Here is a 19,173-nt window from a genome sequence, read left to right as displayed (position 1 = left end):
ATCCTCCCTGGTTAAAATTCACCACAGTATCCCATGGATAACGGGCGCGTGCGGCAACTCCACGGGCGCGGATCCAGCGCCTGCTGCGGCTCTTGTCCCCAACTGGCATTCAGGACACACTGCCAGCAACAGGCTCCCCACACCATGAGCGGAAACTACAATGAAAGCTGTTCGCTGCCACAATCACGAAATCCATGTACACGATGTACCCGCCCCCAGCGGGGAAGGCGTGCGGGTGAGGGTCGCCTCGGCCGGCATCTGTGGCAGTGACCTGCACTTCTGGCAGGACGGCTGGCCCATACCGTTCACCCTGGGCCACGAAATCGCCGGCGTGACCCTGGACGGCACCGCCGTCGCCATAGAACCCACGGACTACTGTGGCCACTGCGAGCGCTGTGTGCGCGGCGACTACAATCTCTGCGTTCGTGGCTCCGGGGCTGTTCTGGGGGTCGGTCGCGACGGCGGCATGACCGAGGAGATCATTGTGCCGGAGAAATGCCTGGTACGGCTGCCCGGCGGGACCCGCAAAGAGGATGCCTGCCTGGTGGAACCCCTCTCGGTAGCCGTGCGTGGCATCGCCCTGGCGGGCATCAGCGACAAGCACAAGGTGGCCATTATCGGTGGCGGCAGCATTGGCCTGTGCGCGGTAGCCATTGCCCGCCAGGCGACGTCGACAGTCCACCTGTTCGCGCGCCACGACGCCCAGAAGCGAGCCGGAGAGATCCTCGGGGCGACCCTGGGCGGCGAGACCGACGACTACGACCTGGTCATTGACTGCGCCGGCACGGATTCGGCCATGGAACAGGCTGCAAACCTGTGCCGCCCGGGCGCCACCATTCTCATGCTGGCCTCCTACTGGGGCGGCCTCACCATGCCGGCGATGCAGATGATGATGAAGGAGCTGCGTACCGTCACGTCGATGGCACAGGCCCGGCAGGGGCTGGTCCGGGATGTGGACATCGCCGCGGCCGCACTGGCCCGCAACCCGCTGATCGCCCCCACCCTGATTACCCACCGCCTGCCCCTGGAAGCGGCGGCGGAAGCCTTTGCCATCGCCGCGGACCGCAAGCAGGGCGCCATCAAGGTCGCGTTCAACCCCTGACGACACCGCAACGAGCAGCTATTGAACGGTCAGCCCGCCGTCCACAACCAAGGCGTGGCCAACCACATAGCCGGCATCTTCGGAGCACAGCCAGAGCACCGCCCTGGCAATCTCCTCGGGGGACGCGAGCCGGCCGATGGGGTGGTTGGCACCGACCAGCGCCTTGTCCACCCCGCTGCCCAGGTTCTCCTGCAGCATCCGGGTATCCACCGCACCGGGGCAAACCGCATTGATGCGGATACCGCGACTGGCGTACTGCAGGGCGGAGGCCTTGGTGAGGCCCACCACGGCGTGCTTGCTGGCAGTGTAGGCGGGTTTGTTGGCGACGCCGACCACGCCGGCCGCCGACGCCAGGTTGACGATGGCACCGCCACCCTGGGTCAGCATCTGGGCAATTTCATGCTTGAGGCAGAGAAATACCCCCTGCACGTTGACCCCCAGGATGCGCGCCATGGCGGCCTCGTCCCACTCGGCTTCCGGGGCCACCTCGGGATCAATGCCGGCATTGTTGATCGCGATGTCGAGGCGACCGTAGCGGGCTACCGCCTCCCGCACCATGGCCGCGGTGTCGGCGCTGCTCTGCACATCCGTGCGCACAAACACGGCGCTGCCGCCCGCCGCCTCAATGAGTGCCACGGTTTCACGGCCTGCCTCCACAATATCGGCGACCACCACACTCACACCCGCACCTGCCAGCGCGCAGGCGACCGCACGACCGATACCCGCACCCGCGCCCGTTACCAGCGCCACTTTTCCTTCGAAAGTCTGCATTGTCAGTTCCTCAACGCTGGGCTGAAATATTGCCGCCATCCACCACCAGTTCCGCGGCGGTAATATAGCTGGCCTGGTCCGAGAGCAGGAATGCTACCGCAGTCGCCACCTCCCGGGGCTCTCCCAGACGCCCCAGCAGGATGCGGCGCTCAAACGTCCCCTCGGGCAGGGCGTCCACCGCCGGCTGCAGCATCGGCGTACGGATCTGCCCGGGGGATACGACATTGATTCGCACACCCCGTGGCCCCAGGTCATCGGCCAGGGAGCGCACCAGGGAAATCATGCCGCCCTTGGAGGCACTGTAGGCGGGAATCAGGCCGTTGCCCAGAGTGGCATTGATGGAGCCGATACCCACCACCGCGCCATGGCCGCTCTGCTCCAGGTCCGGCAGCAGCGCCTGTACCGACAGCAGCAGCGCCCGGAGGTTGACGTTCAGGAGCCGGTCCCAGGCCTCCGCCACGGTGTCAGCAACCGGCATCTGCACGACCATGCCTGCGGCATGCACCAACCCCCCGATGTTGCCGATAGCTTCCCGGGTGGACTGGGCAGCCTCATGGATGGCAGCCGGATCCGCCACATCCACCTGCAGTCCAACAGCGGCGACGCCGTGTTCTGCGCCGAGCGCGTTGGCCAGCGTGCAAACCGCGTCATGATTCAGGTCCCACAATGCCAGCGGCCGCCCCGCCGCCGCCAGCACCTCGGCGCAGGCACGGCCGATACCCGAAGCTGCACCCGTGACCACCACGCCACTGGCGGGTACGCTACTCTGTTGCATGTGAAACCTCCCTGTCAGGTTCATTTCGATTCTATCAACGCCACCGCAAGGACTATACCAAAAACAGCGGATACCGATGTCGACACCTGCAATCTGAAAGACTTGCGCGTTACAATCCCACTTTTGCTCAATCGTGAACCTGTTCATGCTGGATACCCGAAAAGTCCCCACCGAAGACCTGCAGGTTGGCATGTTCGTCAGCCAGCTGGATCGGCCGTGGCTGGGCACGCCCTTTCCATTGCAGGGTTTTCGCATTGCCAGCAGGGACGAGATCCTGCAGCTCCAGAAATTCTGCAAGTACGTGCTGGTGGACACGGAGCAGGCGGCACCGGCCCCGGAGCTGGAGCTACCCAAAACCCGCGGCAGTCGCAAGCACTTGCCCATAGAGACGATTTTCTTCGACCGCAGCATCAAGTCCTACAGGGACAAGACCGACTTCATCGAGGAACACAGCAAGGCCAGTGCGGTGGTCACAGCGCTGACTGAGGATGTGGAGGACATGTACCTCAAGGTCACCCGCAGCAACAAGGTCAACGTGGTACGCCTGAAACAGTCCATTGACCCAATGGTTGGCAGCATCAGTCGCAACCCGGATGCCTGCGTCTGGGTTGCGCGATTGAAGCGCCACGACCAGTATACCTATGACCGGGCCCTGAGCTCCGGCATCTGGGCCGTTGCTCTCGGGCGGGAGCTGGGTCTGCCGAAGCAGGATCTCCGCGCCCTGGGTGTCGGCGGCATGCTGATGGATGTCGGCATGCTGCGGGTCAACCCGGACCTGCTGGGGGCGCAAAGATCGCTCTCGGCGGAGGAGATGGTGGCCGTCAGGAAGCACATCGACTATAGCCTGGACATCATCCAGACCAGCGGCATCATGAATCGCGACATACTGGACATGGCCGCACATCATCACGAGCGCTACAACGGCTCTGGCTACCCGAGGGGCCTGGCGGAGGATCGCATCCCCACCTTCGCCCGCATCGCCGGACTGGTGGACACCTATGGTGCGCTGACCACTGATCGCGGCCATGCGCCCGCTGTCTCCCCGGCGGAGGCGATGCGCATTCTTTACGATGAGCGGGATATCGGCTTCCAGGCGGAACTGGTCGAGGCTTTTATCCGCGCGGTCGGGATCTATCCCGCCGGCACACTGCTGGAGCTGTCTGACGGCTCCGTTGCCGTCGTGGTGGCGGAATACCGCGCCCACCGGCTGCGCCCCACGGTGCTGCTGATTCTGGACCAGAAGAAACGTCCGCTGGAAAAACCCCAGTTACTGAAGCTGCAGGCGTCCACATCAGGCTGGCTGCGCAAGCCCATGCCGACCGTCAAGCGCGCGCTGGAACCAGGGGCCTTTGGCGTTGATCTGAAGTCCCTTGATCTCCACCGCCAATTCGGTATCTGATTGCGGCCTTCGGGGCATTTTCGATCCAGTCAGGCCACAACGCTGCGCAACGGCGAATTGCGGCCTATCATTGGCGCACTATCACCGTATCAGGGAGGATCGACAGATGCTTGCGGGACAGAAAATGGCCGTCGCACTGGTGGCGACTGCTTTGGCAATGGTCAGCACCGGCGCAATTTCCCAGGAGGCAGACGCCAGCCTTGACACCTGTCGCCAGCTTCGGGACAGGATTGAACGGCTGGACGCCAGGCGCAAGGGTGGCGGCTCAGCGCAGAAAATGGATCAGTGGAAACGCCAGCGGCAGGTCTACAAGGACCAGTTTGATGCGCTGAGATGCCGCCACTGGGGCAGTCAGTTGCGCTGAGCAGGGAAAAACACCAATTTCTCCAGATTTCTCGGCTTTTCTACAGAAAATTCGCTACAAATAATGCTTCCGGGGCTAACCTACGCCTTAAAGAGGTAACGGGCTGCTGTCCGGGGGGCGTGTTGCGGCATGCTTGAGACAATCAAGATAGCCACTGCTGATCTGGAAGTAGGCATGTTTGTCAGTGCCCTGGACCGGCCGTGGCTGGAAACGCCATTCATGATCCAGGGGTTCAGGATCGAAAACCGGACCCAGATTGCCCGCTTGCAGGAGTTCTGCCACTACGTATTCGTGGATACCCGTCAGAGCAAGCAAGCCCCGGAGAAAGTAAAGCGCAAAGGCACAGTTTCGCACAAGCGCGCTCCTGTTACCCACATCTTCCACGACCGGCACCTGGAAACCTATGGCGACCAAACGGCCTTCAGCGAAGAGCGCCCCCGCGCCGAAGAGGCTCTGGACCTGCTGATCAGCGACCTCTGCGAGATTTTCGAGGATGTCGGCAGAGGGGGCAAGATCAACATCATCCACCTGCGGAAATCGGTGGAACCACTCATCGGAAGCATCAGTCGCAATCCCGACGCCTGTCTGTGGGTGGCGCGCCTGAAGCAACACGACCATTACAGCTACGAGCACGCCCTCAGTTCCGCCATCTGGGCGGTTGCGCTGGGCAGGGAGGTCGGTTTTGCGCGCCAGGACCTGCGCTCGCTGGCCATGGGCGGAATGCTGATGGACATCGGCAAGCTGCGCGTGGATCCGGAATTGCTGCGGGCTCAACGCCCCTTGACCGCCAAGGAGTCGGCACATGTGCAGGATCACGTTTCCCACGGCCTGAAGATCATTGAAGAAAGCGGCATCATAAATCCTGACATTATCAACATGGTCGCACATCACCATGAGCGCCACGACGGCTCCGGTTACCCGCTTGGGACCAAAGGTGACAGGATCCCCGCAGTCGCCCGCATCGCTGCCATCGTTGATACCTACGGCGCCCTCACCAGCAACAGGGAGTACGCGGCCGCCATATCCCCCTCCCATGCCATCAGGGTTCTCTACGATGCCCGCGACACAGATTTCCAGGCCGAACTGGTCGAAGCCTTCATCAGGGCTATCGGTGTCTATCCCGCGGGCTCTCTTGTCGAGCTGAGTTCCGGCGAAGTCGGGGTGGTGGTTGCCGAGTACCGTACCCGGCGCCTGCACCCGAAGATCCTGGTGCTTCTGGATTCGCACAAGCAGCAGCTGGCCACACCGATGCCCAGGGAGTTACAGGAGCAAAGCGACAGGGCTGCCCGACCGCCTGTCAACATTGTGCGCAGCCTTGAGCCGGGGGCTTACGGCATCGACCTTGCACGCATTGAGCGACCCGACGTCCACGTCACAGCGTGACCGACGGCGCGACCAAGCGGGTTATCTGGTGCCTGGAGGACGACCGACAGGGCCACCGGCGTCAACTGGCCGGCCTGGCGCAGGCCCTGTGGTCGCTCAGGCCAGCGCAAATTTGCCCGGTCGGCAGGGGCACTTCCGTCGCGGACCTGCCGCCCCCGGACCTGATCCTGACCGCCGGCCGTCGCAGCCACTGGCGGGGCCTGTACCTCCGCTGGCGCCACGGTGGCAAGCTGGTGGCGCTGATGAACCCCGGACTGCCCCGTCCACTGTTCGACCTGTGCATTGTTCCCGAACACGACCGGCTCAGCCCCTCCAGGAAAGTACTGCTCAGCCTTGGGCCCCTGAATCCGGTGGTCCCTGCCACCGCAGCAAGGGCGGATTGCGGCCTGATCCTGGTGGGGGGACCCTCCAGACACTACCGCTGGAACAACGCCCAGCTGGCAGAACAATTACGGCGGTTGCAGGTCGCTCTACCGCAGGTCACCTGGGTACTGACAACCTCACGCCGCACCCCCGCAAGCTTTCTCTCCATGATCCGCCAACAGCCAATTCCCGGGCTCCAGGTGGTCCCTGTGGAGGAGACCGAGCCGGACTGGTTGCTGCAACACTATGCCCGCAGCGGCGTGATCTGGGTGACCGAGGACAGTGCCTCAATGGTCTACGAGAGCTTGAGTTGCGGCGCTGCAGTGGGGATATTGACGGTGCCAGCGCGACGCGCCGGGCGTGTTGGCCTGGGCATCCGGAATCTTCTGCAACAGGGCCGGTTGCAGCGACTGGAGGACCTGGAAGCTCGGGGTAGAATGTCTGCCCCGCAGGCACCATTGCAAGAGGCGACACGCATTGCGCGAGAGATCGATCACTGGCTCAAGTAAAACGCCTCCCAACGCTGGTCCGACAGAACGTCAGCTGGGCGACGCTGGCAATGCGTTCGCGGGTGGCGACAGTCGCCTCTGCTTCGTCGACCCGATGGATCCGGCCTGGTGTATCAAGATACTGCGCCCTGATCGCACGCCGCCACACAAGCGCCGCGAGCAGTGGTGGCTGAAACGACTTAAACCGATGCAACATTTCGATGACAATCTGCAGGAAATTCGCGTCTATCGGCGGCTGGAACGCTGTATCGGAGAGGCCGCGTACCGACTGGTACCCAGGATTGATGGCATGGTGCCCACCAACCTCGGGCCTGGCCTGCGCAGCGAGCTGATCCGGGACGATGACGGCAATATCTCCCAGACGCTACAGGCATACCTGACCCGCAACGGGCTGGATGCCAGTCTGCAGACCACACTCGCCGATTTCAACCGTGAATGGCAGGCGCTGGGAATGCCGTCGCGGCGACTGTTGCTGCACAATATTGTCGTCCAGCAACGGGCCCAAAGACCCGTCCGGCTTGTCGTTGTGGACAGTATTGGCTGGGCCGATCTGATACCGGCCGGCTACTGGGTCGCTCCCTGGGCAAGATACCGTGCTCGCCGGAAATTGCGCTATCTTGCTGCGCTGATCGAGGCGCAAGCCCGAAAATAGGGCCCCTGGGCGTTTCCTTATTGCCGCAACCCCGCGAAATAACGTACCTTTGGGTACAGTATCAACCCGATTCGAACTTCCCCAGTGGAGACCAGGCACTTGACCGTTGCCGGCCGCATCAACCTGTTTGTATTCTCGACCACATTCGGCATTGCCGTGGCGGTACTGTTGGCCCTGGGAATGCGGGAATTCGATCTGCAGCGGGACGATCTGTTGCAGAAGGCGGCCACAGGGGTGGCCAGCGAAATACAGCTGCCCGCCAACATGTACCTGCGTGATTCCGCGGAATTGGACGCCGCCCTCGACCGTCTCGTCAGGATCTCGCCGGCCGTCAGTTTTGTCCGTCTCAATGATGCCGAAGGCACCCTGCTGGCGGCGCAGGAGCGGTTCCCTGGCGCCATGGACGGAGCGCCGGCGTTCAAGACGTTGCGTGGGATCGGGACCTCGAGCCTGGACACAAGCCAGACATCCCATGCCGGCGAGGTCAGTCCACCGGCCAGTGCAGCACTGGCAACCCTGCTCGGCGGTGAGCGGGTGATCGACCTGTCCCTGCCGGTGTTTTCCGCGGTCAACCCAACTCGCAAAAACCTGATCCGGCAGGATTTCGGGTCAGCCCTGGCCATGCCCCAGGGCAGCCGCTTCGTTGTGGGCTACCTCCACATCGGTATAAGCCGCAGCATGCTGTTGCTGCAGATACTGCCTGTGCTCGGGATCATGGCGATCATCGCACTGCTCATCGTTGTCACTGCCAGCTGGATGATCAGCCGCTATACCCGTCGTCTCACGGCACCGCTGGCGCAACTGGCGCAAATGGCCGACAAGATCGCCGGCGGCAATGTCGACCAGCCGCTCACTATTGACGGCGAAGGTGAAGTCAAGGAAATCGCTGCCGTACTCAATGCAATCATCGGTGGCCTCAACAGTTACAAGACCCGCATCGGGGTCGATCACCAGTTGCTCAGCATGAAAGTGGAGGAGCGCACAGCGCAACTCTCCCAGCGCAACGAAGAGCTCAACCAGGCAGTAAAGCAGGTCACGGAAACCAAGGACAGACTGCGCCAGATGGCGTACTTTGACAGCCTCACCTCCCTGCCCAACCGGCGCCTTTTCACCGAGCAGCTCGACCTGCTGCTGCGCCTGACCAAGCGCAACAATGAAATGCTCGCGCTACTGTTTCTCGATCTCGACAATTTCAAACGGGTCAACGACTCCCTGGGACACAGCGCTGGCGACACTTTGCTGCGGGAAGTCGCGGACCGGCTCGCCAGCTGTGTCCGCGAAAGTGACGTGGTGGCTCACTTTGTCGATTCGGAGTCGCGTATTGATGTCTCGCGACTCGGCGGTGACGAGTTCACCGTGGTGCTCAACCAGGTCGAGAATGCGGAGGCGGTCAGCAGGGTCGCACAGCGTTTGCTGACTGCATTACTGGAGCCGGTGGAGATCGATGGCCACGAACTGGTGATCACCCCCAGCATCGGTATTGCCCTGGCTCCGAATGATGCCGACGACCTTGAGGGGCTGCTGAAAGCGGCCGACACCGCCATGTTCCACGCCAAGGCGAGGGGCAAGAATACTTTCGTATTCTATACCAGCGACATGGACGCAGCAGGGGTGGAACGACTGCAGCTGGAAACGGATTTGCGCAAGGCCCTGGAGCGGAATGAACTGCTGTTCCATTATCAGCCCCAGGTGGACACACGCACCGGCACGGTAGTTGGCGTGGAAGCACTGCTGCGCTGGCAGCATCCGGAGCAGGGCATGATTCCACCGTTCCGGTTTATCCCGGTCGCCGAGGAAATCGGACTCATCGGCGAGATGGGTAACTGGGGCATTCGGGAGGCTTGTCGCGAGCTGGTCGAGCTGCGGAAGGAGGGGCTGGAGCTACCGAAAATTGCGGTGAATGTCTCGGCACTGCAGTTCAACAAGAACTTCTGCCCGACCGTAAAGGAGATTCTGGAGACCAGTGGCGTACCACCTTCAGCGCTGGAGCTGGAGCTCACCGAAAGCATTCTGATGGAAGACAGCCACAGCACGGTCAAGGCCCTGCAGGAACTGAAGGCAATGGGGCTGCGCCTCTCCATCGACGATTTCGGAACCGGCTATTCCTCGCTCAGTTATCTGAGCCGGTTCCCGCTCGACGAACTGAAGATAGATCGCAGCTTCGTGATCGACTTCGACAAAAGCGCCAATGACGCCAGCCTGGTGCGGGCCATCATCGCCATGGGCCAATCCATGCAACTGGAACTGGTCGCTGAGGGCGTGGAAACCAGCGAACAGTTTCACTTTCTTTCCCGCCATGGCGCCGACGTGATCCAGGGCTACCTGTTCAGCCGCCCGGTGACCGCGGCTGAGCTGCGACCAATGCTCGCGCCCGGATACTTCCTCGACCAGATCCGGGAGATCCGCGCCGAAGAGCGCCTCCCGGCCAGCACTCAGGTGTCGGACTGAGACCCTGCGGCGTTCGCCTGCTCGCGCTTGGCGCGCTGAACATTCTCGAGGTTTTGCTTGTACGCCGCTGTGACCTTGTCGACGCCGGAGGCATTCAAGCCGCCTTCATTGCCGGCAACGGAATAGGTTGCGTAAACCCCCGAGGCCGTCATCAGGGCCGCTGATACGACCCGGGTCGGCACACCGTCGTTTTTCATGGTATTGGCCAGCTCGATAAAACGCTCCATGCATTGCGAGTGCTTCTCGGCATCAGATTCGCTCATAAAAATACCCCTTTCCCTGACAAATAGGCCTAGTCTATCACTTGAGCGCAAAGCGTTCATCGCCTGCGGCGGCTTGCACCAGGGCCCGGAACAGCGCCCGCTGCGGTGCCCGCAAGGGCAGGTACTCCGGGTGCCACTGCACGCCATAGAGAAATGGCTCCGCCGGATGCTCGACAGCCTGTATGAAGCCGTCCAGATCCCGTCCGCTGACCACCAGCCCCTCACCGAGGTCCTTGACGGCCTGCTGGTGAAGACTGTTGATTCGTATCCGCCCCTCTCCCAGGATGGCTTCCAGTCCGGAGGCTGACTCCACCAGCAGGGTCTTGCGCGCCAGTGGTGTGCGGCGGTTGGAGGTTTTCCGACGCAGGTTGCGCAGGTCGGGGTAGAGGGTCCCACCGCGCACCACATTCATCAACTGGGCGCCACGACAGATCCCCAGCACCGGCAGGCGACTGCCCATAAGATGTTCGAGGACACGGATTTCAAAGCGGTCCCGCTCAGGATCGGCTGGCCCGGGTGCATCGTCTTCGTCAAGGTATAGAGCGCGGTCTATGTCGTCTCCACCGCTGATCACGATGCCATCGAGGGTCGCGAGGTCGCCCGGGCGGGAATGGGTCAGATAGACGGCTCTGGCACCGGATCGCCACAGCGCCCAGCGGATGAACCACCAGGCGAGTGGCAACCCCTGGTCGCTTCCAGTGACACCGATCAGCGGCCGCTTCATGCCAGTTCGGGCAACAGGTATTCGGCGCTGACTTCTGCCCAGTCGCCAAACAGCCCTCCGGCGAGACCGGACAGGTGCTTTTGATAATGGCGGGTAATGCGCTGCAGCCGCGGAGGATCACAGGCCAGCGCCTCCACCTGCAGCCAGGCGCGCCAGGGCTGCACCAGCGACCAGTTCGGATCATCAATCTCGCAATTCGGCAGCCGGTAGTGCAGGGTTGGGCGGGATTTGATGCGGTCGTCGGCGACCGCCTTGCGCACCCGCTTCTCATCAAGGTGTGCAAGCAGAGGCAGCATGTCCAGCGCCCGGTTGCGGGTGGGGTTGTGGCGCAGATAATCCTCTATCAGCTGGGTCTGCTCAGGGGCATAGTCCGCCTGCAACAGCAGCTTGATGTAGGGCCGCTCGAAAGGATCAATGTAGGGTGTAATCCTGCGACTGAGATTGACCTTGCTACGCTCCCGCAACCAGTCGAACAGGCAGACAAAGGCCCGCAGATAGGCGAGGATCGTGGCGACCTCCAGGTCGGGCATCTCCGGATTCAGGTGCAGGCCGTAGGCATAATGGGGGGCAACGCTGGTGCCCTCGGCACCAGCCTGCCGCAGGACCTGGAACAGGCCTCCCAGGCGCCACAGCTGCGCCATGGCAATCGGCGGACTGACAATCTCGAACGGTACCACCTGCTCCGCTGCCAGTTTCAGTACGCTTTCGCCAAACTGGCCCAATTCATCGGGGCTATCCTCCAGCGCGCGAGCGCGCCCGCGGCGCTTGAGCCAGGCGAAATCGAGCTCCACGGCGAAATCACCCAGGCTGCTGTCGCACAGGAACAATTCATAGGGCGACACCGTTTGCACCTCACCACCGAGATGCTTCCGCATCAGGTCGACCACGCGGTCCAGCGGGATGCCGGAGAATTCCAGCTCCACTCCAAGCCGACGTGGCTGCCCATCCTGGTTTTCGGTGCGTGGCGGCATGGGCCACTGACTCTCGCGGTAGTCATCGGACAATGCTGTGGTCACGGCATCCCTCATATAGCGGTATCCCGGCGGCGCGCCAGACGATACTGCTGCCACTGCAGGACGAAAACCGTCAGTGCCGGCAACAGGGTCAGAGTTACAATCGCCGCCCCAAGGATACCAAACATGACTATGACGCCCACCCCCCGGTAGAGTTCGGTACCGGCGCCCGGGATCAGCACCAGAGGCGCCAGACCGCAGAGGGTAGTAATGGTGGACATGGCGATGGGGCGGAGGCGCGCCTCTACCGCTTCCTGCACGGCATCGTCCGCGTATGCCGGGGACAGTGCTGTCAGCAGTGCCAGCAACGCCAGCCGGCACAGGGCCGTTCCAGGGAGCGCCAACGGGTGTGGTCGCACTTCACGCCTCCTTCGTGCCTGCCTGCGCCATAGTGCAGACTGCCCTGATCCGGGCGGAAAATGCTGCCTGTGGGGATCAATACGGCCGCCATCAGTATTCGTATCAACGCGGGGCCGCCCGGCTGCTATAGTAGGGTAACCGATTGGGGCCACTGCGTCCCGAAACACCTTTGTACCCGAGAGGACCAGGCATGAGCACACGCTACCGCAAGGAACAGTCCATAACCGTCGACGGCAAGGACTACACAATTTTTCCCTTCGACTCACTGGACGCTGCCGGCGACACCGCCACCCTGCCCTACTCGCTGAAACTGCTGCTGGAAAACCTGCTGCGCCACGGCGAGGAGGATTTTGTCAGCGACGGCGATATCGAGGCACTGGCCAACTGGGACCCCGCTGCAGCACCCAGCCAGGAGATCGCCTTCGTGCCCGCCCGGGTTCTGCTCCAGGACTTCACCGGCGTTCCCGCAATCGTCGACCTGGCCGTCATGCGCGACGCCATGGTCGAGCTGGGCGGCGAGCCGGGCAAGATCAATCCGCTGTCGCCGGTGGAGCTGGTCATCGACCACTCGGTCATGGTGGACCACTTCGGCAAGGAGGACTCTCTCGCCCGCAACACGCAGATTGAAATAGAACGCAACCTGGAGCGCTATCAGTTCCTGCGCTGGGGCCAGGAAGCCTTCGACAACTTCAAGGTAGTCCCCCCCGGCACCGGCATTGTGCACCAGGTAAACCTGGAGTTTCTCGCCCGCGGTGTCTTCACGCGCGAACAGGACGGCAAGCGCCTGGCCTATCCGGATACCCTGGTGGGTACCGACTCCCACACCACCATGATCAACGGCCTCGGCGTGCTGGGCTGGGGCGTGGGCGGCATTGAGGCCGAGGCGGCGATGCTGGGACAGCCCGTGACCATGCTGATTCCCGAGGTCGTGGGATTCCGGCTCGACGGCCGGTTACCCGAGGGTGCCACCGCCACCGATCTGGTGCTCACGGTCACCGAGCAGCTGCGCAGCTTCGGCGTGGTGGGCAAGTTCGTCGAGTTTTTCGGTCCGGGCCTGGCTCACCTGAGCCTCGCCGACCGCGCCACCATCGCCAACATGGCACCGGAATATGGTGCCACCTGCGGTATCTTCCCGGTAGATGCGGAGACTATCAACTACCTGCGTCTTACCGGGCGCAGCGAGGAACAGCTGGAGCTGGTCGAAGCCTACATGAAAACCATGGGTCTCTGGCACGACAAGGACAGCGCGGAAGCGCGCTACAGCGCCACTCTGAAGCTGGACCTGGCAGAAGTCGTACCCTGCCTCGCCGGCCCCAAGCGACCCCAGGACAGGGTACCACTCGCCGAAAGCAAGGCCAGCTTTACCAAGGTGTTGTCGGAGTTCCAGGAACTGATTCTGGTATCCGGTGAAGAGGGAGACTGGGAGGAAGAAGGCGGCACCGTCACCGAGTCGGAGGCGACCGCTCTCAACGGCGTCACCATCAAGCGTGGCAGCAACGAACCGTTCCAGCTGCAACACGGTGCCGTGGTGATAGCCGCGATTACCAGCTGCACCAATACCTCGAACCCCGCAGTACTGGTGGCCGCCGGACTGCTGGCGCGCAAGGCCCGGGAGCGCGGGCTGAAAACCAGACCCTGGGTCAAGACCAGCCTTGCTCCCGGCTCCAAGGTGGTCACCGAATACCTGGAGCAGACCGGGTTGATGGCGGACCTGGAGGCGCTGGGCTTTTACCTGGTGGGCTACGGCTGCACTACCTGCATCGGCAATTCCGGCCCGCTGCCCGAGGATATCACCACGGCCATCCACAAGGGCAATCTGCTGGTGACATCGGTCTTGTCCGGCAACCGCAATTTCGAGGGCCGGATCCACCAGGATGTACGCGCCAATTACCTGGCCTCGCCACCACTGGTGGTGGCTTATGCTCTCGCCGGCAACATGGGTATCGACCTCCACCGGGAACCATTGGGCACGGATGCAGACGGCAAGCCCGTAACCCTCGCTGACCTGTGGCCCAGCAACGAGGAGATCAGCGCCATCGTCGCCAGCGCCGTCAATGCAAACATGTTCCGCAGCAAGTATGCCGATGTCTACAGCGGCAACGACACCTGGAACAAGCTGCCGGTGGCGGACAGCGAGCGCTATCCCTGGCCGGAATCCACCTATGTGCGCAAACCGACCTTCTTCGAGGGCATGACCGCGCAGGCCCCTGCAATAGCCGACCTCGAGGGCGCACGCTGTCTGGTCAAGGTCGGCGACAGTGTGACCACCGACCACATCTCCCCCGCGGGTGCGATTGCCGCTGACAGTCCCGCCGGCGAGTACCTGCTGGAGCACGGTGTGGACGAAGAAGATTTCAACTCCTATGGCTCGCGCCGCGGCAACCACGAAGTCATGATGCGCGGCACCTTCGCCAATATCCGTCTGCGCAATCAACTGGCCCCGGGTACCGAGGGCAGCTGGACCACCTGTTTCCTGGACGGTTCAACAACCTCCATCTTTGCCGCCGCGGAGGCCTATCGCGAGCAGGGAGTGCCGCTGGTAGTGTTGGCAGGCAAGGAATACGGCACCGGCTCCTCGCGGGACTGGGCGGCCAAGGGACCCTCGCTGCTGGGGGTGCGTGCGGTGATAGCGGAAAGCTTCGAGCGTATCCATCGCTCCAACCTCGTCGGCATGGGCATCCTGCCACTGCAGTACAGCGAGGGCGACAGCGCAGACTCACTGGGCCTGACCGGCGCGGAAACCTTCGCCATTCCCGCCATCGGCCCCGACCAGAAAACGGTCACCGTAACCGTGTCCGACGCGGAGGGGGAAGCGCGCAGCTTTGAAGCGCGCATCCGCATTGATACACCCAACGAGTTCAGCTATTACCGCCACGGCGGCATCCTGCACTATGTGCTGCGCCGCCTCGCCGGCACCGCCGACAGCGGGGACTGAGGTGTCGCACCCGGGTCTACTTGCGCTGCTCCTGCAGTTTGCGCCGGGAGTGCTCCATCAGGGCCCAGAGGATGTTGCGACAGCTCACCTGCCCCACCAGCCTGCCGTCCTCGACGACCGGGCGGCGGCGCTGGCGGGTGTCCAGCATCGCCTGCGCCACCTCGACAATACTGTCACTGGCGCTGCAGTAATTGACCGCACGGGTCATGACCTCGCTGACCAGGGCATGCTCGGGGTCGCCGTCATTGTAAATCGACGCCAGTATGCCCCGCAGACAGTCGATTTCCGACAATACCCCCTGCACCTGCCCGGCTTCATCGGTGACGGAGAGGCCCGTAAGCCGGTGCTGCACGATCAACTCGACCGCCTCTACCAGGTTCGCTTCCGGTCGAATGGTCAGGGGCTGGCGGTACATGCAGTCGTTGACGGTTGTGGGCTGGGGCATGGTGCGGTCTCCGCTAGTCAGGTGTGTCACCGCAGTATAGCCCAAGGCCCTGGCAGCAGTGCGGGAGCGGAGTCATGAACCTCCACGCTGGCATATTTACCCTGGTTCGCCGTTGTTCTGACTCCGGGAGCCTGTATACTGTCGCTCCATTTATAGCACCACCCCTCAAGGTACTTTCCCCATGACCGCCGAGTCTCCCGACGCGACCAGTTTCGCGGACCTGAACCTGCCTGATTTTCTCCTCCGTGCCCTGACCGATGTTGGCTACGAAACCCCTTCCGCGATTCAGGCCCGTACCATTCCACCGCTGCTGGCAGGCTCCGACCTGGTAGGCCAGGCACAGACCGGAACCGGCAAGACCGCGGCGTTCGCCCTGCCGCTGCTGGCGCGCTTGAAAGCCGCCAGCAAGCTGCCCCAGGTCATGGTATTGACACCGACCCGGGAGCTGGCCATCCAGGTGTCGGAGGCGTTCCAGAAGTACGCCAGTCACCTGCCGGGCTTCCACGTTGTACCGATCTACGGCGGTTCCGACTACCGCGGCCAGCTGCGGCAGCTGCAGCGTGGCGTGCATGTCATCGTCGGCACTCCCGGCCGGGTCATGGACCACATGCGCCGGGGCTCGCTGGACCTGTCGCAGCTGCAGGCCCTGGTACTGGATGAGGCGGACGAAATGCTGCGCATGGGTTTCATTGATGATGTTGAATGGATTCTGGAACAGACCCCGAAACAGCGCCAGATCGCCCTGTTCTCCGCCACCATGCCCCAGGCGATCCGGCGCATCGCCCAGCACCACCTCAAGGATCCACAGGAAGTGACCATCCAGGTCAAATCCATGGCCAATGAATCCATCCATCAGCGTGTGTGGATGATCGCCGGCATGCAGAAACTGGATGCCCTGACCCGGATCCTGGAAATGGAGGATTTCGACGCCATCATCATGTTCGTGCGTACCCGCATTGCCACCACAGAGCTGGCGGAAAAGCTGTCGGCCCGCGGCTATTCGGCAGCGCCCCTGAACGGCGATATTCCCCAGCAGCAGCGGGAAAAAACTGTCGAGCGCCTGAAAAACGGCCAGCTGGACATCCTGGTTGCGACCGATGTGGCCGCCCGGGGCCTGGATGTGGAGCGGATCAGCCATGTCATCAACTACGACATTCCCACCGATGTCGAAGCCTACGTACACCGTATCGGCCGCACCGGCCGCGCCGGCCGCACCGGCCAGGCCATCCTGTTCGCCGCCAACCGTGAAAGGCGCCTGCTCAAGGCGATTGAACGTGCGACCGGCAACACCATTGTGCCGATGCAACTGCCCACCGCACAGGACGTGAGCAACCGCCGCAGTGATCGCTTCAAGCAGCAGATTACGGCCACCCTGGACACCCGGGATCTCGACGCCGCGCGGCAACGGGTCGACGACTATCAGCGCGAGTTCGGCATTCCCGTGGTAGACATCGCCGCGGCACTGATGCTGCTGGCGCAGGGGGATGGCAAAGGGCAGGGAAACACCGCCGCGGCGGCGGCAACGGACTCCAGCACCAGAGAGGCTCCCCGCGACCGCGAGGAGCGGCCACGCCGCGAGCGCGAGCGCAGCGAACGGCCAGCCCGTGCAGCAACAGCACAAAGGGACACCGCCCCCGGCAAGGGCATGGAACGCTTCCGGATCGAGGTAGGCCACAATCACGGGGTCAAGCCGGGCAATATAGTCGGCGCCATCGCCAACGAGGCCGACATCGACAGCGAACACATCGGTCGCATTGTGATTCACGACGACTACAGCACGGTGGACCTGCCCGAGGGCATGCCGCCGGAAATCTTCGACCACCTGCGTGGCGTGTGGGTAAGCGGACAGCGGCTGAATATCGGCCGCCTCGACGACAGGACCACCGGTGCCGACAGCATGGCACGCCTCGGCAAGGCCAGTGAAGGCAAACCGTCCGGGCCGAAAAAACCCGGCAAGCCCAAGCCTCGCTTCAAGCCCCGGACCTGAAGTCAGGACAGGGTCTGAGCCAACATCCGTGCCAGACCCGCCATGCTCACCGCCAGCAGGCCGACTCCAAGAATCCGAAAGAACAGGCCGGTATCCGCCCGCAGCGTGTAGTCGTGAAAGCGCAGGCCCAGCACATGCCCCACCGCGGCACAGGGCAACAGCCACAGGTGGTGCTGCCACTGCAGGTCAATGCCGGTCCAGGCAAATGCAATCAGCTTGATCGCGACCAGTACGAACCAGAGCACGAACAGGGTGTCGCGCAGTTCGTGTCGCGCCACGCGACTGGCAGCCACCGGCACGACCAGTGGCGCGGCGATCAGTGACGTACCGCTGACGTAACCGCCAAGGATCATGAAGAACGCATCCAGCCTGCGACTGCTGCTCTTGAAGGGGCGCTGCAGGATGTAGCTGACGGCGTACACCGCCACCACCACAAAGATAAAACTGCTGACCACCGTCGCTGGTAGCGTAATAACTCCCGCCACACCTATCAGCTTGGGAATCAGCATCAGTGGCAACGCGTAGCGCAGAAATGCCCAGTTGACGGTTGTCTGCACCGGGCCGGCAGCGGCGCTTCCCGCATGTCGGGCCCTGAGGTGTGCCTGGGCTATGGTCAGAAAAGAGAACAGCAGCAGATGTACCGAAATGATCGGCAGGTACACCAGCGGCGCATTGTGCACCATCAACAGGAACGGCAGGGTCAATACGGCACCGCCGAAGCCGAGGCCTGAACGCACGAAGCCTCCCCAGACAAACAACAGCGCGATGGTCAGGTACTGCCACAGAGCGAGATCAGTCATCTGCTGTCGCTGTCGCTGTCGCCACGCCAGGCTGCGAGAGCATCCTCCACAGCCGCAAATCCCTTGTATTCGTAGAGCGCCGGTGAACAGGCATCAATCGCGGCCAGCAGCTGGACAATTGCTCCCGGCACAGACGCCAGCGCTGCCAGGGGGTGCAGGTAGACCCGAATGGTAAAAACAATGGCGCCGGTCTTCGGCAGCCGTCGCAGGGACTGCCGTTCGCTGCGGTAATAGAGTTCGCCAGCGGCATCTCCGCTCTCCTCGCCGGGGCGTGCGCACAGTGCATTGCCTTTCTGTAGGCTCCAATTGTGGCGCACAACCGGGTGCTCAACCCGGAGATGCGCAAAGAACCGCTCAATTCTGGGCTGCAGGGCAGTATCGAATCCGGGAATAACCTCATGGATTGCGCTCATGCTGCGGTCAAACTTGTCTTCCAGCCGCCAGTGGCTGGGACTGCAGAGACTGGCTGCGGTGAGGACATATTCCCTGTCCCGCGGCTCCATGAGCACCAGATCGTCGGCGATCCACAGAGAGCTGTTCCAGAGTGGCTCGCTACTCTCAAGGGGAACTGTGAATTCGCCGTCAGCACATCGCAACATCTGGCCCCGGGTTGAATAGAGCGCAGGATAATCCCGTTGCAGATGCGCAGCCAGCAAGCGAGTGGTTTCCACCTGTGCGGGCATCGATTCCGGCAGTGCCTGCCAGACCCGCTGGCCCAGTCGCTGCCGCTGCTGCAGCTTGTGCCGATAAAACAGGAGGGCATCCGCATCCGGCTCTATCCACGCGGTTGTGGGCATCGGCGACAGCCCCATGTGCAACAGTTCGGGTGACTGCATGTGTGGCAGGTAGCGCAGCGGGGATTGCAGGTCGGTCACGGTGT

The 19,173-nt window shown here is 62.7% G+C and carries 18 protein-coding genes; 9 read left to right on the top strand and 9 right to left on the bottom strand.

The genetic code is table 11. From position 1 onward, the window contains the following. Positions 1-160: 160 nt before the first annotated feature. Positions 161-1,102, top strand: coding sequence for a zinc-dependent alcohol dehydrogenase (locus RLO07_RS12235; protein ID WP_462292439.1), 942 nt, complete (start codon positions 161-163; stop codon positions 1,100-1,102). Positions 1,103-1,120: 18 nt separating this feature from the next. Here RLO07_RS12235 and RLO07_RS12230 read toward each other — a convergent pair whose 3' ends face one another. Both RLO07_RS12230 and RLO07_RS12225 read right to left on the bottom strand, forming a co-directional pair. After that, complete coding sequence (locus tag RLO07_RS12230) at positions 1,121-1,873, bottom strand: glucose 1-dehydrogenase (RefSeq protein ID WP_462292438.1); 753 nt, start codon at positions 1,871-1,873, stop codon at positions 1,121-1,123. 10 nt (positions 1,874-1,883) lie between these two features. Then, positions 1,884-2,648 (bottom strand): SDR family NAD(P)-dependent oxidoreductase, encoded by a 765-nt coding sequence (locus RLO07_RS12225; RefSeq protein ID WP_462292437.1) that lies wholly within the window; start codon positions 2,646-2,648, stop codon positions 1,884-1,886. 145 nt (positions 2,649-2,793) lie between these two features. Here RLO07_RS12225 and RLO07_RS12220 point away from each other — a divergent pair, with 145 nt between their 5' ends. The 6 genes from RLO07_RS12220 (at position 2,794) to RLO07_RS12195 (ending at position 9,766) form a co-directional block, all read left to right on the top strand. After that, complete coding sequence (locus tag RLO07_RS12220; protein WP_462292436.1) at positions 2,794-4,047, top strand: HD-GYP domain-containing protein; 1,254 nt, start codon at positions 2,794-2,796, stop codon at positions 4,045-4,047. Positions 4,048-4,153: 106 nt separating this feature from the next. Next, positions 4,154-4,411 (top strand): hypothetical protein, encoded by a 258-nt coding sequence (locus tag RLO07_RS12215; RefSeq protein ID WP_462292435.1) that lies wholly within the window; start codon positions 4,154-4,156, stop codon positions 4,409-4,411. 129 nt (positions 4,412-4,540) lie between these two features. Further along, positions 4,541-5,794: an HD-GYP domain-containing protein gene (locus tag RLO07_RS12210; RefSeq protein ID WP_462292434.1), complete on the top strand. Its 1,254-nt coding sequence runs from the start codon at positions 4,541-4,543 to the stop codon at positions 5,792-5,794. Then, positions 5,791-6,666, top strand: a complete 876-nt coding sequence (locus tag RLO07_RS12205; RefSeq protein WP_462292433.1) for a mitochondrial fission ELM1 family protein — start codon at positions 5,791-5,793, stop codon at positions 6,664-6,666. Before RLO07_RS12210 ends, RLO07_RS12205 begins: the two co-directional genes overlap by 4 nt. Beyond that, positions 6,635-7,318, top strand: coding sequence for a YrbL family protein (locus tag RLO07_RS12200; RefSeq protein ID WP_462292432.1), 684 nt, complete (start codon positions 6,635-6,637; stop codon positions 7,316-7,318). The genes RLO07_RS12205 and RLO07_RS12200 overlap by 32 nt, the downstream gene beginning before the upstream one ends. Positions 7,319-7,417: 99 nt before the next feature. Continuing rightward, positions 7,418-9,766, top strand: coding sequence for a putative bifunctional diguanylate cyclase/phosphodiesterase (locus RLO07_RS12195; RefSeq protein ID WP_462292431.1), 2,349 nt, complete (start codon positions 7,418-7,420; stop codon positions 9,764-9,766). Here the strand turns inward: RLO07_RS12195 and RLO07_RS12190 are convergent. From RLO07_RS12190 to RLO07_RS12175, 4 genes are read right to left on the bottom strand one after another with little or no spacing between them, the layout of a single operon-like run. Further along, positions 9,751-10,029, bottom strand: a complete 279-nt coding sequence (locus tag RLO07_RS12190; protein WP_462292430.1) for a DUF3144 domain-containing protein — start codon at positions 10,027-10,029, stop codon at positions 9,751-9,753. The two genes, RLO07_RS12195 and RLO07_RS12190, sit on opposite strands and share 16 nt — an antisense overlap. A gap of 37 nt (positions 10,030-10,066) precedes the next feature. Then, a complete protein-coding gene (locus tag RLO07_RS12185) occupies positions 10,067-10,753 on the bottom strand; it encodes a gamma-glutamyl-gamma-aminobutyrate hydrolase family protein (protein WP_462292429.1) in 687 nt (228 codons plus the stop codon). Beyond that, a complete protein-coding gene (locus RLO07_RS12180) occupies positions 10,750-11,769 on the bottom strand; it encodes an amidoligase family protein (RefSeq protein WP_462292428.1) in 1,020 nt (339 codons plus the stop codon). Before RLO07_RS12180 ends, RLO07_RS12185 begins: the two co-directional genes overlap by 4 nt. Positions 11,770-11,777: 8 nt before the next feature. Then, complete coding sequence (locus RLO07_RS12175; protein WP_462292427.1) at positions 11,778-12,125, bottom strand: efflux RND transporter permease subunit; 348 nt, start codon at positions 12,123-12,125, stop codon at positions 11,778-11,780. Positions 12,126-12,316: 191 nt separating this feature from the next. On the opposite strand from RLO07_RS12175, the gene acnA reads away from it, so the two are divergent. Continuing rightward, the gene (acnA, locus tag RLO07_RS12170) at positions 12,317-15,061 is read left to right on the top strand and encodes an aconitate hydratase AcnA (RefSeq protein ID WP_462292426.1); all 2,745 of its coding nucleotides are present in this window, start codon (positions 12,317-12,319) and stop codon (positions 15,059-15,061) included. A gap of 16 nt (positions 15,062-15,077) precedes the next feature. Here acnA and RLO07_RS12165 read toward each other — a convergent pair whose 3' ends face one another. Continuing rightward, entirely contained in the window at positions 15,078-15,506 is a 429-nt protein-coding gene (locus RLO07_RS12165; RefSeq protein ID WP_462292425.1) for a CBS domain-containing protein, read from the bottom strand. A 181-nt stretch (positions 15,507-15,687) separates the two neighbouring features. Here RLO07_RS12165 and RLO07_RS12160 point away from each other — a divergent pair, with 181 nt between their 5' ends. Continuing rightward, entirely contained in the window at positions 15,688-17,493 is a 1,806-nt protein-coding gene (locus RLO07_RS12160) for a DEAD/DEAH box helicase (protein ID WP_462292424.1), read from the top strand. A 2-nt stretch (positions 17,494-17,495) separates the two neighbouring features. On the opposite strand, the gene RLO07_RS12155 is transcribed toward RLO07_RS12160, so the two are convergent. Together RLO07_RS12155 and RLO07_RS12150 are read right to left on the bottom strand one after the other, a co-directional pair. After that, the gene (locus RLO07_RS12155) at positions 17,496-18,293 is read right to left on the bottom strand and encodes a TSUP family transporter (RefSeq protein WP_462292423.1); all 798 of its coding nucleotides are present in this window, start codon (positions 18,291-18,293) and stop codon (positions 17,496-17,498) included. Next, positions 18,290-19,168 carry a heme-dependent oxidative N-demethylase family protein gene (locus RLO07_RS12150; protein WP_462292422.1) on the bottom strand — a complete coding sequence of 293 codons (879 nt, stop codon included), beginning with the start codon at positions 19,166-19,168 and terminating at the stop codon, positions 18,290-18,292. The genes RLO07_RS12155 and RLO07_RS12150 overlap by 4 nt, the downstream gene beginning before the upstream one ends. Positions 19,169-19,173 lie beyond the last annotated feature (5 nt).

Origin of the sequence: Haliea sp. (assembly GCF_040221975.1) — a bacterium.
Taxonomy (GTDB): domain Bacteria; phylum Pseudomonadota; class Gammaproteobacteria; order Pseudomonadales; family Halieaceae; genus Haliea.
Note: the sequence above shows the minus strand (reverse complement) of the source record. Positions and strands in the feature narration are given on the sequence as shown.